Annotated in this window: 11 protein-coding genes; 1 reads left to right on the top strand and 10 read right to left on the bottom strand. The window is 69.8% G+C overall.

Annotated elements, in window-relative coordinates:
* Positions 1 to 56 precede the first annotated feature (56 nt).
* Positions 57 to 1,430, bottom strand: a complete 1,374-nt coding sequence (locus AC4D16_RS09065; protein WP_490954737.1) for an AI-2E family transporter — start codon at positions 1,428 to 1,430, stop codon at positions 57 to 59.
* Positions 1,427 to 3,157 (bottom strand): long-chain-fatty-acid--CoA ligase, encoded by a 1,731-nt coding sequence (locus tag AC4D16_RS09060; protein WP_490954736.1) that lies wholly within the window; start codon positions 3,155 to 3,157, stop codon positions 1,427 to 1,429. Before AC4D16_RS09060 ends, AC4D16_RS09065 begins: the two co-directional genes overlap by 4 nt.
* Positions 3,158 to 3,540: 383 nt before the next feature.
* Here AC4D16_RS09060 and AC4D16_RS09055 point away from each other — a divergent pair, with 383 nt between their 5' ends.
* Positions 3,541 to 4,638 (top strand): VIT1/CCC1 transporter family protein, encoded by a 1,098-nt coding sequence (locus tag AC4D16_RS09055; RefSeq protein WP_490950567.1) that lies wholly within the window; start codon positions 3,541 to 3,543, stop codon positions 4,636 to 4,638.
* Here the strand turns inward: AC4D16_RS09055 and AC4D16_RS09050 are convergent.
* From AC4D16_RS09050 to AC4D16_RS09015, 8 genes are all read right to left on the bottom strand, one after another.
* Positions 4,635 to 5,102 carry an SRPBCC family protein gene (locus AC4D16_RS09050; protein WP_490954735.1) on the bottom strand — a complete coding sequence of 156 codons (468 nt, stop codon included), beginning with the start codon at positions 5,100 to 5,102 and terminating at the stop codon, positions 4,635 to 4,637. The genes AC4D16_RS09055 and AC4D16_RS09050 overlap by 4 nt on opposite strands.
* A 105-nt stretch (positions 5,103 to 5,207) precedes the next feature.
* Positions 5,208 to 6,263 carry a zinc-dependent alcohol dehydrogenase family protein gene (locus AC4D16_RS09045; RefSeq protein ID WP_490954734.1) on the bottom strand — a complete coding sequence of 352 codons (1,056 nt, stop codon included), beginning with the start codon at positions 6,261 to 6,263 and terminating at the stop codon, positions 5,208 to 5,210.
* 73 nt (positions 6,264 to 6,336) lie between these two features.
* Positions 6,337 to 7,758: a sugar porter family MFS transporter gene (locus tag AC4D16_RS09040; protein WP_490954733.1), complete on the bottom strand. Its 1,422-nt coding sequence runs from the start codon at positions 7,756 to 7,758 to the stop codon at positions 6,337 to 6,339.
* 265 nt (positions 7,759 to 8,023) lie between these two features.
* Complete coding sequence (sucD, locus tag AC4D16_RS09035) at positions 8,024 to 8,926, bottom strand: succinate--CoA ligase subunit alpha (RefSeq protein WP_490950571.1); 903 nt, start codon at positions 8,924 to 8,926, stop codon at positions 8,024 to 8,026.
* A 10-nt stretch (positions 8,927 to 8,936) separates the two neighbouring features.
* Positions 8,937 to 10,103, bottom strand: coding sequence for an ADP-forming succinate--CoA ligase subunit beta (gene sucC / locus AC4D16_RS09030; RefSeq protein WP_490954732.1), 1,167 nt, complete (start codon positions 10,101 to 10,103; stop codon positions 8,937 to 8,939).
* Positions 10,104 to 10,248: 145 nt separating this feature from the next.
* Entirely contained in the window at positions 10,249 to 10,923 is a 675-nt protein-coding gene (locus tag AC4D16_RS09025; protein ID WP_490950573.1) for a hypothetical protein, read from the bottom strand.
* 85 nt (positions 10,924 to 11,008) lie between these two features.
* A complete protein-coding gene (pcrA, locus tag AC4D16_RS09020; RefSeq protein ID WP_490955179.1) occupies positions 11,009 to 13,489 on the bottom strand; it encodes a DNA helicase PcrA in 2,481 nt (826 codons plus the stop codon).
* Positions 13,490 to 13,610: 121 nt separating this feature from the next.
* Positions 13,611 to 15,167, bottom strand: coding sequence for an alanine/glycine:cation symporter family protein (locus tag AC4D16_RS09015; RefSeq protein WP_490950574.1), 1,557 nt, complete (start codon positions 15,165 to 15,167; stop codon positions 13,611 to 13,613).

The following is a 15,167-nucleotide window of genomic DNA, read 5'->3' as shown; positions in this document are numbered from 1 at the left end:
CGGCCCCGACGCTTGTCGGAACCGGTCCTGTCGATCACGTGATTCCTTCCTCGGGGTCAGCGGCCGGCGGCCGAGGAGCCTCCCCTGCTGTCCTTCGACGTGCGCCCGCCGTCCTTCGCGCCCTCGGGGGTACCTGCCGGGCGCGTGACGTTCTCGGGACCCTTGCCGTCGTCGTCCCGTCCGCGCACCCGCCGCCCCTGCGTCCCGGGGCGCTCCTTCGCCTCGTCGACAGCGACGGCGGCGTCCGCCTTCTTCTCCTCGTGCTGCTCCTTCGGGGTGGAGCTGAGACCGTGGCCGGTCTCGTCGAGCGCGGTCTGCTTCTCGGCATCGGCGATCTCCTCGCCGGTGATGGCGTCGTCGCTCTCCTTGTTCCAGGCCTTGATGGCCGCCCAGGTCACGGCGGCGACCGGGACGGAGAGAATGGCGCCGATGATGCCCGCGAGGATGGTGCCCGCGGTCAAGGCGACCAGGATCACGAGGGCGTGCACCTGCAGCGTGCGGCCCATGACCACCGGCTGCAGGAAGTTGCCCTCGAGCTGGTTCACGACGATGACCACCACGATCACCGCGAGCGCCACGCCCGGCCCGTTCGCCACGAGTGCGATCAGGGCGGCGAGGACGCCGGCGAGCGTCGCGCCGACCAGTGGGATGAACGCACCGATGAACACGATTGCGGCCAGCGGCAGGGCGAGCGGCACACCGAGGACGAGCAGGGCGATACCGATGAACACGGAGTCCACGAGCGCCACGATCGCCGTCCCGCGAACGTAGCCACCGAGGACCGCCATGCTGCTGTAGCCCACGCGGCGTGCCTTCACGAGGCGCTTGCCCTTGAAGGCACGGAGCACGAACGCCCAGAGCTTCTCGCCGTCCTTCAGGAAGAAGAACAGGATGACGACCATGAGCAGCGCGCCGGCGGAGAAGTTGCCCGCGGCGCTCAGCCCGGAGATGGCACCCGCCCCGGCGGTGCTCGAGGTCGCGAAATCCACCGCCGCGTCCCGTGCCTGCTGGATCTGCGCGTCGTCGATGGGGATGGGCCCGTTCTGCGCGAACGCGTACAACTGGTCGAAGCCCTCGGTGGCCGAGGTGACCAGCTCACCGGCCTGACCCACCACGGCGAAGACGATGCCCGTGATCAGGCCACCGAAGACGACGAGGAGCAGGAGGAACGCCGCCGTGGTGGCCGTCGTGGCGCCCCATCCCTTCCTGCGGAGCAGGTTCACGAACGGGCCGATCGCCGCCGCGAGGATCAGCGCCAGCAGCATGGGGATCACCACGAGCCGGACCTGGATCAGCGCGTAGACGGACACCACGGCGAGGATCAGCAGCAGGACCAGCTGCGCGGCCCGGATGCTGGCGTTCCCGAGGCTGTCACCCCAGGGGCCCCTCCGGGCGGGAGAGCTGTGCTCCGTGGGTGGGGAGGACGTCATGGACTGTCACCTGTTCCTTCGGCCCGCGGGCCATCGTTGAGCAATCGTGTGCGCACCTCGCGGCGGAGGACCTTGCCGATCTGCGAGCGCGGCAGGTCCTCCACCTCGACGACGGTGCGCGGAACCTTGTAGGCCGCGAGTGCCTCACGGCAGTACGCCCGGAGGGCATCGACGTCGAGCCGGGCCCTCGGGGCCAGCACGACGGCGGCGGTCACGTCCTCGCCCCCACCCTCCCGCGGGAGGCCGACGACCGCGGCGTCGGCCACGCTCGGGTGGGCCCGGAGCGCGTCCTCGACCTCCGAGGGCGCCACGTTGAATCCGCCCGTGATGATGAGTTCCTTGATGCGGTCGACGATCGTGATGAAGCAGTCGGCGTCCACCTGCACGATGTCCCCGGTGCGGAACCATCCGCCGTCGAGCAGGACGGCCCGCGTCTCGTCCGGTTTCCGCCAGTACCCCTGGAACACCTGCGGACCGCGGATGAGCAGCTCGCCCGCTTCTCCGGCGGGGCGATCCTGCGCGGGATCCTCGGGGTTGACGACGCGCACGTCCGTCCCGGGGAACGGGACACCCACGGTGCCTGGTTTCCGGGACGGGCCGATGGGATTCCCCGCGGCGACCGGCGACGTCTCGGTGAGGCCGTACCCCTCGATCAGGTAACCGCCGGTCGCGGCTTCCCACGTGCGCACGGTCTCCTCCGGCAGGTTCATGGCGCCGGAGATCGCGAACCGGATGCTCGTCAGGCTCACTCCGCGCTCGGCGGCCCTCGCGGCGAGTCGCTGGTAGATGGGCGGGACGGCCGGAAGGAAGGTGGGCGGGCTCTCGGCGACGGCGTCGAGCACGAGGTCGGCGTCGAACTTCGGGAACAGCACGAGCTTGGCGCCGATGCTGAGCGCGAAGGTCAGGCACAGCGTGAGTCCGTACGCGTGGAACATGGGGAGCACCGCGTACACCGTCTCGCGTCCGGCTTCGAGGCCCGGGACCCACGCCCTGCCCTGCGCCGCGTTGGCGAGGAGGTTCCGGTGCGTGAGGATAGCTCCCTTGGGCACGCCGGTGGTGCCGCTCGTGTACTGCAGGGCCGCGGTGTCCCCGGCGGCCGGTCTGGGGTGCGCGGCGGGCAGCCTGCGGTGGCGGACGAGCTCACGCCACGGGACGAGCGTGCGTGGTCCGGTCTGCGTCTCCGTGGTGGTGAGCGCCTTCCGCGCGGCCCGCGCTCGGGGCACGGGCAGGGCCAGCGCGAGCCGTCGGGACGCAGGCATGGCGCGGGTGAGGTCCACGGACACGATCCCGCGGACCGGGATGTCCGCCGGGAGCTGCTGGACACGCGGCACCACGCGGTCCCACGCGATCGCCACCGTTGCCCCGTGGTCCTCGAACTGGTGCCGCAGCTCGCGGTCCGTGTACAGCGGGTTGTGCTCGACCACGATGGCGCCGAGCCGCAGCACCGCATGGAAGGCGACGATGTGCTGCGGGCAGTTGGGCAGCACGATCGCCACGCGGTCCCCCGCCCCGACCCCGAGGTCGCGGAGACCCGCGGCTGCACGCGAGACGGCATCGCCTAGCTCCCGGTACGTCGTCGTCGCGCCGAAGAACTCGAGCGCGGCCTTCCTCCCGTAGGAGGCGACCGACGCGTCGAACAGATCGGTCAGGGTGCCCTCCGGGACCTCGAAGGAGCGCGGCACACCGGGCGCGTAGCGTGCGACCCACGGTCGGGCTGCGAGATCCATAAGCCTGCTTCCTGTTTTCTTCGACTGTAGCGCGGGTCGCCGGACCACGGTACCCGAGGACGTCGCCGTGCGGGCCGTGGACCGCCGGCCGACCCCGTGGGTCCTCGAGCCCGTGCGCCGGTCCTGCCGTCCGGCGGCGATGCTCGGCCATGTCTCGAGCACCGGGGCCGGCACTGCTGTCCGGTACCATGGACGCCGAAGGGGAGTAGCTCCGCGGCCGTACCAGGCGCGCGGCCTGTCGACATACTGGTGCCCGAGGCACCCGGCAGTCCACCGGTGACGCACCGGCGAGCGAGACCTTCGGCCGACACGACGCCCGTGTCCCCGGCCGGAGCCCCCCCGCTCCGAGCGGCGCGCACGGGCACCCACCCGACGGAGCCCCAGTGACACCCCCCGACCTGAACCCCTCACCCGACGACGTCCGCCGCTGGCGCCAGTACCTCGCCGACGAGCGCGCCGAGGCGGCGACCTACCGGGACCTCGCCCGGCGCCGGACGGGAGAGGAACGCGAGATCCTCCTCGGCCTCGCCGACGCCGAGAAGCGCCACGAGGCCCACTGGATCGGTCTGCTCGGCGACCGCGCCGGCAAGCCGCTGCAACCGTCCCTCCGGAACCGCTTCCTCGGAGCCCTCGCACGCCGCTTCGGGTCCGTCTTCGTGCTGGCACTTGCCCAGCGCGCCGAGGGCCGCTCGCCCTACGCCACCGACCCCGCCGCGACGAGCGCCATGGTCGCCGACGAGCAGATCCACGAGGAAGTGGTGCGGGGCCTCGCCACCCGGGGCCGCAACCGCCTCTCGGGGAACTTCCGCGCCGCGGTCTTCGGGGCCAACGACGGCCTCGTGAGCAACCTCGCCCTCATCATGGGCATCGGCGCCACCGGCGTGTCCACCTCGTTCATCCTCTTCAGCGGACTCGCCGGGCTGCTCGCGGGCGCCCTGTCCATGGGCGCGGGCGAGTACGTCTCGGTCCGGTCCCAGCGCGAACTGCTCTCCGCGACCCGGCCCACGCAGGTGACACTCACGGCGGCGAAGGAACTGGACATCGCGGCGAACGAGCTGGTGCTCGTGTACCGCGCCAGGGGCATGACGCCGGCCGCCGCCCAACACCGCGCCGAGGAGCGGCTGGGCCTGCACAGCTGCGACTGCGATCCCAGTTTCTCGCTCAACCCCGACGACGGGCCGACCCGTGACGACCACGAGGCGGTGGGCACCGGGCTCGGGGCGGCGGCCTCCAGCTTCTGCTTCTTCGCCTCCGGCGCCCTGATCCCCGTGCTGCCGTACCTCGTGGGCCTCGAGGGTGTGACCGCCGTCGTCGTCGCGTGCATCCTCGTGGGGCTCGCCCTGCTGGCCACGGGCGCCGTGGTGGGCCTGCTCTCGGGCGCCTCGCCGCTCCGCCTCGCGCTCCGTCAGCTCGCGATCGGCCTCGGCGCGGCGGGCGTCACCTACCTGCTCGGGCTGCTGTTCGGCACCACGGTCGGTTAGGCGCGGCGCTGCTGCAGCACGTGGTCCTCGAGTTTGGCGAGGGTGGCCTCGATGCTCGCGGGGTGCCTGCGCGTGAAACCGGCGAGCGTGAAGACCACGCGCCAGCGCACCGCGCGGCCGTCCCACTCCTCGCGGACCAGGGTGCTCTCGCCGCGCGGCTCGAGCGTGTACCGCCAGACGTGCGCGGAGAAGTGTCGCCAGGCGATCCGGCGGCCCTCCTCGAACTCGATCACGCGGTTGAGGATCTTGTAGGAACCGCCCATCTTCATGTCCATCCCGAACCGCGCTCCGAGGGAGAGGCGCTTGGGCCCGTTGGGCTGCTCCCCGCGCACGGTGCCCGAACCGTCGATCACGCTGTGCAGCGCGGGCGTCGCGAGCACCTCGAAGATCTCCTCCGCGGGGGCGGCGATGATCCGCTCGCGCGAGATGAGGTAGCGGGAATCGGTGCGGGGCGTCGTCGTCATACGCCCCATTCTGCCGCCCGCGCGGACCTGACCCGGACCTCACGCACGGCGCCGGAACGCGACGAAGGGCCCCCTCGCGGCGGGAGTCCTTCGTCGGCCGGGGTGTCAGGGGCGGAGCAGCACCTTGATGGCACGCCGCTCGTCCATGGCCCTGTAGGCCTCCGCGGCCTCCTCGAGCGGCATGACGACGTCGAACACACGGCCGGGATCGATGGTGCCGTCCAGCACGTCCTCGAGCAGTTCGGGGATGTAGGTGTGCGCGGGCGCCATGCCGCCGCCCACCGTGATGTTCTTCGCGAACAGGACGCCGATGGGCAGCTCCGGGCCGCCGGCGGGTACGCCCACGAAGCCGAGGTGACCGCCGGGCCGCGTGCTGCGCAGCGCCTGGTCCATGGACTCCTTGGTCCCCACGCACTCGAGCACGGAGTCGGCGAGGACTCCCCCGAGCAGCTCGCGGACCTTCGCCACGCCCTCGTCGCCGCGCTCCGCGACGATGTCCGTGGCCCCGAACTCCCGCGCGAGCGCCTGACGGTCCTCGTGCCGGGACATCGCGATGATGCGCTTCGCACCCAGGCGCTTCGCTGCGAGCACTCCGCACAGGCCCACGGCGCCGTCCCCCACGACGACGACGGTGGTGCCGGGGCCCACCTGGGCCGACACGGCGGCGTGGTGTCCGGTGGACATGACGTCGGAGAGGGTCAGCAGGCTGGCCGTCAGGGCGTCGTCGGGCTCGGTGACGCCCTCGACCTTCCGCAGCGTGCCGTCCGCCTGCGGTACGCGGACCGCTTCACCCTGCCCGCCCTGCACGAAGTCGCCGTGCTCGTCGGTGCTCCCCCAGCCCGTGAGGTGGTCGCACGCGACCGTGACGCCGTTGCGGCACTGCGGGCACGTGCCGCAGCTGTCCACGAAGGGCGCGATCACGAAGTCGCCGACCGAGATGTCCCGCACGTCGTCTCCGACGGACTCCACCACGCCGACGAACTCGTGGCCGATGGCCTTCGGCTCCTTCGTGGGACGGACTCCGCGGTAGGGCCAGAGGTCCGAGCCGCAGACGCAGGAAGCCGTCACGCGCACCACGGCGTCCGTGGGGCGGACGATGCTCGGGTAGTCACGGTCCTCGACGCGGATGTCTCCGGGGCCGTGGATGATGGTGGCGCGCATGGTTCCTCCTGGGTTCGGCTGTCTCCGGCAACCCTACAAGCCCCACACAGGGCGGGGCACGCCGTCGCGCGGCTCAGGGACGCGCGGTGGAGGCCTTGAAATCGTGCTCGAGCTGCTCCAGAGTGCGGCCCCTCGTCTCGGGGACGAACCTGCAGGCGAAGAGGATCGCGGCGACCCCGAGGACCACGAACACGAAGAAGGTGTTCGAGATGGTGATCGCGTCCATGAGGATCGGGAAACTGAGGCTGACGGCGAAGTTCACCATCCAGAGCACGAACACCGCGGCTCCCATGCCGAGGCCGCGGAGGCGCATGGGGAAGATCTCCGAGAGCATGAGCCAGGTGACGGGCGAGATGGCGCCCTGCTGGAACGCCAGGAAGGTCACGGTGAGGGCCAGCACGAGGAACCCGCGCGTGGTGCCCTCGGGCACGAGCAGCGAGACGAGCCCGATGGCGAGCAGGGCCGACGTCGTCCCGATCTGCCCCACGAGCAGCATGGGCCGGCGCCCCACCCTCCCGAGCAGCCAGATGCCCACGAAGGTCGCGGCCACGGAGATCACGCCGTTCGCGATGTTGGCCGTGAGCGCGGCCTGCGTGCCGAATCCGGCGACCACGAGGATCTGCGTGCCGTAGTACATGATCGAGTTCACCCCGGTGATCTGCTGGATCACCGCGAGTCCGAGCCCGACCACGACGATGCGCCGCAGCCAGGGCTCCCGCAGGTCGCGGAAGCTCGCCCGATCCCGGGCGCGGTCCTCGAGGGCGAGGGTTTTCACCTCCTCGTACTCGATCCGCGCGGCAGCCGGCGGGCGGAGGCGCTGCAACACCCTCAGCGCCACCCCGAAGGCACCGTGCGCCGCGAGCCAGCGCGGGCTCTCCGGCACGAAGTACATCCCGATCCAGAGGCCGATCGCGGGGAGGGTCGCGAGGACCAGCATCCACCGCCAGATCCCGTGGCTGTCGCCGAACACGGTGCCGAGGAAGGCACTGGTGCTGAAGGCGATCAGCTGGCCCGTGACGATCATGAGTTCGTTGCGCGTGACCACCTGGCCACGCCGGGCGGCGGGCGAGAGTTCCGCGAGCAAGATGGGCACCATCACGGACGCTCCACCGACGGCGAGCCCGAGGACCAGCCGCGAGACCACCATGACGGTCACGTCCGGCGCGAGGGCCGTGCCGAGGGTCCCGACCAGGAACACCACCGCGAGCACGATGATCATCTTCTTGCGGCCGTAGGCGTCCGCGAGCCGCCCGCCCACGAGCGCCCCGAAGGCCGCGCCGAACACCAGCGAGCTGGCTACGAGCCCCTCGGTGAACGGGGTGAGGCGGAGATCGTCCACCATGAACGGGAGCGCCCCGTTGATCACCCCGGTGTCGAAGCCGAACAGCAGGCCGCCCAGGGTGGCCACCCAGGTGACGCGACGCAGGTACTTCCGCTGCTGCTCGCCGTCGGCCCCGGCCGTGTCGGCCTGCCCGTTCCGCTTCGCGCTGCTCATCGTCCGTGCATCTCCTGAGGTTGTCGTGCGGCTGGGATCGTGCTGCGGGGTGGAGCCGTGCAGGCTCGCCTGCCCCCACGGGCCCCGTCGTCTCCTCACGCTACGTGCGGTGCTGTCCGGCCTGCAGTGGCCGGGGTACCCGGGCTGCGATCGACACCGCCTGCGTGCCCGCACGGCTCGGCCCCTCGACCCGACCCCTGTACCCGGCCCCGAACGCGGAACAGCCTCCCCCGCAGCTGCGGGAGAGGCTGTTCGCGATGCGGCATCAGAGCGTGGCGTAGACCTCGCGGAGGAGCTTGGCGGTTTCGGACGGCGTCTTGCCGACCTTCACGCCGGCGGCCTCGAGGGCCTCCTTCTTAGCCTGAGCGGTCCCGGCGGAACCGGAGACGATCGCACCTGCGTGGCCCATCGTCTTGCCCTCGGGGGCCGTGAACCCGGCGACATAGCCGACGACCGGCTTGGTCACGTGGGCCTTGATGAACTCGGCGGCACGCTCCTCGGCGTCCCCGCCGATCTCACCGATCATCACGATCGCCTTGGTCTCGGGATCCGCCTCGAAGGCAGCGAGCGCGTCGATGTGCGTGGTGCCGACGATCGGGTCGCCACCGATGCCTATCGCGGTGGAGAAGCCGAGGTCGCGCAGCTCGAACATCATCTGGTAGGTCAGGGTGCCCGACTTCGAGACGAGCCCCACGCCGCCCTTGCCGGTGATGTTCGCCGGGGTGATGCCCACGAGGGACTCCCCGGGCGTGATGATGCCGGGGCAGTTCGGGCCGATGATACGCGTGACCTGCGTGCCGTCGGCGTCGACCTTGGACTGGGCGAGTGCCCAGAAGGCGGCCGAGTCCTGCACGGGAACGCCTTCGGTGATGACGACGACGAGGCCGATGCCGGCTTCGATCGCCTCGACGACGGCGTCCTTCGTGAAGGCCGGCGGGACGAAGACGATCGACACGTCGGCGCCGGTCTCCTTCATGGCTTCCTCGACGGTCCCGTAGACGGGGAGGGTGACGTCACCGTGCGTGACGGTGGTACCGGCCTTGCGGGCGTTGACGCCGCCGACCACCTGGGTGCCGGCCTTCAGCATGAGGGCGGTGTGCTTGGTGCCCTCGCCTCCGGTGATGCCCTGGACGATGACCTTGGAGTCCTTGGTGAGGTAGATAGACACGGGTGTTCCCTTACTTTCCGTAGGCCAGCGCGGCAGCCTTGTCGGCGCCTTCGTCCATGGTGTCGGCGAGGGTGACCAGCGGGTGGTTCGCCTCGGCGAGGATGCGCCGGCCCTCTTCGACGTTGTTGCCGTCGAGGCGGACCACGAGGGGCTTGTTGGCCTCGTCGCCCAGCATCTCGAGGGCCTTGACGATCCCGTTCGCCACGGCGTCGCACGCGGTGATCCCACCGAAGACGTTCACGAAGACGCTCTTGACCTGGCTGTCGCCGAGGATGACGTCGAGACCGGCGGCCATGACCTCGGCGGATGCTCCACCGCCGATGTCGAGGAAGTTGGCGGGCAACACGCCGCCATGGGCCTCGCCGGCGTAGGCGACGACGTCGAGCGTGGACATGACCAGCCCTGCACCGTTGCCGATGATCCCGACCTCGCCGTCGAGCTTGACGTAGTTGAGGTCGTTCTCCTTGGCCTTCGCCTCCAGGGGATCGGCGGCGGCCTTGTCCTCGAGCGCTGCGTGGTCGGCGTGACGGAACTCGGCGTTCTCGTCGATGGTGACCTTGCCGTCGAGGGCGACGATGTCCCCGCTACCGGTCTTGACGAGCGGGTTGACCTCGACGAGCGTGGCGTCCTCCTTCACGAAGACGTCCCAGAGCTTGAGGATCGTGTGGATGACGCCGTCGCGCACCTCGGGGGCGAACCCCGCGGCGTCGACGATCTCCTCGGCCTTGGCCTGGTCGATCCCGGTGCCGGGGTCCACGGCGATGCGCGCCAGCGCCTCGGGGCGTTCGACGGCGAGCTGCTCGATCTCCATGCCGCCCTCCACCGAGCACATGGCCAGGTAGTTGCGGTTGGACCGGTCGAGCAGCACGGAGAAGTAGTACTCCTCGGCGATGTCCGCGCCCTGCGCGATCATGACCGTGTGGACCGTGTGTCCCTTGATGTCCATCCCGAGGATGTCCGAGGCGTAGGAGAAGGCCTCGTCGGGAGTCTTGGCGACCTTGACGCCGCCCGCCTTGCCGCGACCGCCCACCTTGACCTGAGCCTTGACGACGACGACACCGCCGATCGTCTCGGCTGCCGCCTTTGCTTCCTCGGGTGTGTGCGCCACGATGCCGGCCAGCACGGGAACCCCGTGTGCCTCGAAAAGATCGCGCGCCTGATATTCGAACAGGTCCACGGGTGAGAGTCCTTCTACGTCGAAGTAGGTTTACACAAGGGACTGTATCCCTTCGGGCGTGAGGCCTTCCTCAGACTATCCCTTTCGTGAGTAAGGCCACAGTTCTATCTGCGGTAGAACAAAGGCCCGTGGTCGTTGAGGAATGTCACCCGATGGCGGTGACCGCGTCGCGGTTCGCGAGGAAGCCCTCGGACGTCCCGAGATGCGCGCAGATCATGCCGTCCCGTCCCAGCCCGCACCGGAACCCGCGCAGTTCGACGGCCTGTCCGCGTTCGAGGAGCGGCAGCTTCGCGATCACCCCTGCGCCGGCCTCGACTCCAGCCGCGAACTCCGCCTCCATGGTGGTCATGCCGATCCGGCACCCTCCATAGGCGAGCGCGTCGGCAGTGAGCATGACGGTGCCCCCCTTGAATCCCAGGTTGGTCCCCGAACAGTCCGCCGTGATCTCCGTGGGCGCCGGGTAGGCGGCGAACTCGCAGTAGGCGGCGTCGACCTCGAGCTGGGTGTCGTCGCGCTCGCCCGCGGCCATGATCGGATCCACCGGGTTGTCGAAGATGCCGCCCTGCTTCGTGCTGATGGCGCAGTAGGCGCTGCGGTCGGCGGCCAGGACGGCGAGGGACTCCGCGTCCGGCTGCAGGCCGAGCTCCTCCGGGGCGCGGAGCTCCATGGCCTCGAGTTCCGCGAGGGGTTCGAGATCGGTCACCGCCGTGGGGGTCGCGCCGTCCCCGGTGGGGAGCTGCACACACCCCGAGAGCAGCAGGGGCACGGCGAGCAGTGCCGCTGCCGTGGCGCCTCGCCGACCGTCGAATCTCCGGACCATGATGTGCTCCCCCTGCCCCTCACCTGCCCGCTGTCATCCTCTGCCCGCTGTCATGCCGCGAGCCGTCAGCGCTGCTCCGGGCCCGTCATGCCACCTTCGTCAGTGGTGCGTAGCGGAGCAGCAGACGCTTCTCCCCGACGTCGAACCGCACCTTGGCGACCGTCTTGTCACCTGCACCCTCGACGGAGAGTACCGTGCCGTTGCCGAAACTGGAGTGGTTCACGTGATCGCCCACAGCCACGGAGACCACCTCCTTCTGCGGCTGCACACGGCCCACGGCCTTCGCCGGCGCGGCACCCCCCGAGAAGCCACCGCCGCCCGCGCCCCAGGAGGAGCCGCTGAAGCGGGGACCACTGATACTGCCCGACGTCGTCCAGGCCGGCTTGGCCGCACCCTCGCGCTTCCAGTCGATGAGCTCCTCGGGGATCTCGCTCACGAACTGGCTGGCCGGGTTGTATTGGCTCTGACCCCACATGCTGCGCACCTCGGACCGCGTGATGTAGAGCCGCTGGCGCGCGCGGGTCAGGCCTACGTAGGCCAGGCGCCGCTCCTCCGCGAGCTCCTTCGGGTCCGTGGCGGAGCGCTGGTGGGGGAAGATGCCCTGCTCCATACCGGTGAGGAACACCACGGGGAACTCGAGGCCCTTGGCCGTGTGCAGGGTCATGAGCGTCACCACGCCCTGCCTGCGCGCCTCCTCGACAGCACGCTGCACGTCCGCGGCCGAGCCATCGGGGGCGTCCGGGATCTGGTCGGCGTCCGCAACGAGCGACACCTGCTCGAGGAAGTCCCCGAGCGTACCCTCGGGGTTGTCGCGCTCGAACTCACGCACCACCGCCACGAGCTCCGCGAGGTTCTCCACGCGCGACTCGTCCTGGGGGTCGTTGCTGGTGCGGAGCTGTTCGAGGTACCCGGTCTGCTCGAGCACGGCCTCGAGCGCGGCGGAGGCTCCCGAGCCGCTCGCCACCTCGGCGAGGTCGTCGATGAGCTTCACGAAACCGAGCACCGCATTGACGGAGCGCGTGGCCATGCCCGGCGCCTCGTCCGCCTTCCGCAGAGCCTCCATGAAGCTGATGCGCTCACGCTCGCTGAGCGAGGCGATGGCGTACTCGGCGCGGTCGCCGATGCCGCGCTTGGGTTCGTTGAGGACGCGCCGCAGGTTGACGACGTCGTCCTGGTTCACGAGCACCCGCAGGTACGCGAGGGCGTCCTTGATCTCCTTGCGCTCGTAGAAGCGCGTGCCGCCCACCACCTTGTAGGGCAGCCCGACGCGCAGCAGGATCTCCTCGACGGACCGTGACTGTGCGTTCGTGCGGTAGAAGATCGCAACGTCACCCGGGCGGACGCCCTCGTCGTCCTGCAGGCGGTCGATCTCCTCGGCGATGAAGCGCGCTTCCTCGTGCTCGTTCTCTCCTACGTAGCCGACGATCTTCTCGCCGTTGCCCTCGGCGGTCCACAGCCGCTTCTCCGGCCGGTTCGGGTTCCGGGAGATCACGGCGTTGGCAGCGCTGAGGATGTTCTGCGTGGACCGGTAGTTCTGCTCGAGCAGGATGGTCCGGGCGCTCGGGTAGTCGTTCTCGAACTCGACGATGTTCCGGACGTCCGCACCGCGGAACGCGTAGATGGACTGGTCGGAGTCGCCCACCACGGTCAGCTCGGCGGGATCGTCCGTGGACTCACCGGGCACGCCGACGATCTCGCGGACCAGGGCGTACTGCGCGTGGTTGGTGTCCTGGTACTCGTCGACGAGCACGTGCCGGAAGCGCCGGCGATAGTAGTCGGCCACGCCGGGGAACGCCCGGAACATGAACACCGTCTGCGCGATGAGGTCGTCGAAGTCCATGGCGTTGGCCTGCCGCATGCGCTGCGCGTACCCGGTGTAGACCTCGGCGACCGCCTGCTCGAACGGGTCCGAGAGGTCGGCGTCGGAGGCGAAGGTCTCCTCGTCGATCAGCTCGTTCTTGAGGGCGGAGATCTTGTGCTGGATGGCCTTGGGCGCGAACTTCTTCGGATCGAGGTCCAGCCCCTTGGCCACGAGCGTGATGAGCCGCAGCGTGTCGGCGGAGTCGTAGATGGAGAAGTTCGAGTTCAGGCCCACCGACGCGGCCTCGCGGCGCAGGATCCGCACGCAGGAGGAGTGGAACGTGGAGATCCACATCCGCTTGGCGACGTCGCCGATGAGCCCCTCGATACGCTCGCGCATCTCCGCGGCGGCCTTGTTCGTGAAGGTGATGGCGAGGATCTGTCCCGGGTGGGAGCGGCCGGTCGCCAGGAGGTACGCGATGCGGTGGCTCAGCACGCGGGTCTTGCCGGAGCCGGCGCCGGCGACGATCAGGAGCGGGGAGCCGCCGTGCTTCACGGCCTCCTCCTGCTGGGGGTTCATGCCGACGAGCAGCTCGCGCGCCCGGTCCTCGTCCACCCCGACGCGGGAGGGAACGTGGGCCGTCGCGGGATCCGCCGGGTCCGCCGTCGACGACGCCGTCGACGACGCCGTCCCCGCCATCGCGGCCTCGCGCGCTCGCTTCTTCTCGGCGGCCGTGGGGGCGGTGACGTAGGGATCGAAGAGCATGTCCATGGTGCGTCAAGTCTAGGTGCTGCCCCCGACAGTCGAGGGTCGACGGAGCCGCGGACGGCACTGCCCCCACCGGGAGAACCGATGGGGGCAGTGGGGGTGGGACAGGGCGGACGGACTACTTCTCCGTCTGCAGCTCGTCCTTCTCGATACCGAGGATGAGGAGCTTGCCGCTCTTCCGGTCCGCGAGGTACTCGCGCATCTCCTTCTTGATGACGGGGAGGAGGAAGTACACGCCGAGCAGGTTCACGAAGGCGCAGACGAACAGGGCGGCGTCGGCGAAGCTGATGACCTGTGTGAACGTCAGCACGCAACCCGCCACGGTGAAGAACAGGAAGATGACCTTGTACGTGACCTCGGCCGCCTTGCCGCGCCCGAACAGGTACTCCCAGGCCTTGAGCCCGTAGTAGGACCACGTGATGAGCGTGGAGTAGGCGAACAGGACCACGGCGATGGCGAGGACGATCGGGAACCACGGGAGAACCGTGGCGAACGCGTCCGAGGTGAGGATGACGCCGTCGGGCGTGTCACCGCCGCCCTGGACCTGGTCGATGCCTGCCTGGAGGCTCGGAGCCCCGGCGATCACGATCGCGAGGGCCGTCATGGTGCAGATGAGCACGGTGTCCACGAGCGGCTCGTAGAGCGCCACGAACCCCTCGCTGACCGGGCGGCGCGTCTTGACGGCCGAGTGGGCGATGGCTGCCGAGCCCACGCCCGCCTCGTTGGAGAAGGATGCACGCTGGAAACCGACGATCAGGACGCCGAGCACGCCACCGGCGATGCCCTGCGGGTTGAAGGCCCCACCGATGATCGCGCCGAACGCGGCCGGCACCTGGTCGATGTTCACGATGATCACGAAGAGGCAGGCCAGCACGTAGATGCCGCCCATCGCCGGAACCAGACGGGAGGTGGTGGCACCGATCGACTTGATGCCGCCCAGGATCACGATGGCGACGAAGAACGCGAGCACGACGCCGAAGATCAGCGCGGCGCCTGCACTGCCCAGCGGGCCCTCCTCGCCACCGGTGACGTTCTGCACCTGCGCGAAGGTCTGGTTGGCCTGGAACATGTTGCCGCCGGCCACACCGAAGATGAGGATCGCGACGGCGAAGATCCCGGTCAGGATCTTCGCCGGGATGGAGCCGAGCTTCTGGAACGCGATGGGCAGGTACTTGAACGGACCGCCGCTGACGGTGCCGTCCTCGTGCACCTCCCGGTACTTGACGCCGAGCGTGCACTCGGCGAACTTCGTGGCCATGCCGATCAGCCCCGCGCAGATCATCCAGAAGGTGGCACCCGGGCCACCGAGGGCCATCGCGGCGCCCACGCCGGCGATGTTACCGAGGCCCACGGTCCCGGAGAGCGCCGAGGTGAGTGCCTGGAAGTGCGGCACCTCGCCCGGATCGTCCTTGGAGGAGTACCGCCCACGGACCACTTCGTAGCCGACCTTCAGGCCGCGGAGCTGGGGCACCCCGAAGTAGATCGTGAAGATGATTCCGGCAAGGATCAGCCACGCGACAACAGCCGGGAAGCTGACGTCGCCGATGGTGATGGGGAAGAAGACGATGCTCGAGAAGATCTCTGTGGGCCGCGCGAAGGCGTTGTTGATGGCCTCGTCGACGGCGGCGAGCCAGCCGACGTCGTCCGCGACGGCGCGTGGAAGTGTGATTGTCAT

The sequence above is a fragment of the Arthrobacter sp. TJ-236 genome (genome assembly GCF_058269235.1).
This window is presented reverse-complemented; position numbering and strand designations above follow the sequence as displayed.

What these genes read in the sequence shown, in the direction of transcription:
- AC4D16_RS09015 (WP_490950574.1), bottom strand. Translation starts at nt 15,167, where the DNA reads ATGACAATCACACTTCCACGCGCCGTCGCGGACGACGTCGGCTGGCTC.
- AC4D16_RS09060 (WP_490954736.1), bottom strand. Translation starts at nt 3,157, where the DNA reads ATGGATCTCGCAGCCCGACCGTGGGTCGCACGCTACGCGCCCGGTGTG.
- AC4D16_RS09045 (WP_490954734.1), bottom strand. Translation starts at nt 6,263, where the DNA reads ATGCGCGCCACCATCATCCACGGCCCCGGAGACATCCGCGTCGAGGAC.
- AC4D16_RS09040 (WP_490954733.1), bottom strand. Translation starts at nt 7,758, where the DNA reads ATGAGCAGCGCGAAGCGGAACGGGCAGGCCGACACGGCCGGGGCCGAC.
- pcrA (WP_490955179.1), bottom strand. Translation starts at nt 13,489, where the DNA reads ATGCTCTTCGATCCCTACGTCACCGCCCCCACGGCCGCCGAGAAGAAG.
- AC4D16_RS09050 (WP_490954735.1), bottom strand. Translation starts at nt 5,102, where the DNA reads ATGACGACGACGCCCCGCACCGATTCCCGCTACCTCATCTCGCGCGAG.
- AC4D16_RS09065 (WP_490954737.1), bottom strand. Translation starts at nt 1,430, where the DNA reads ATGACGTCCTCCCCACCCACGGAGCACAGCTCTCCCGCCCGGAGGGGC.
- AC4D16_RS09025 (WP_490950573.1), bottom strand. Translation starts at nt 10,923, where the DNA reads ATGGTCCGGAGATTCGACGGTCGGCGAGGCGCCACGGCAGCGGCACTG.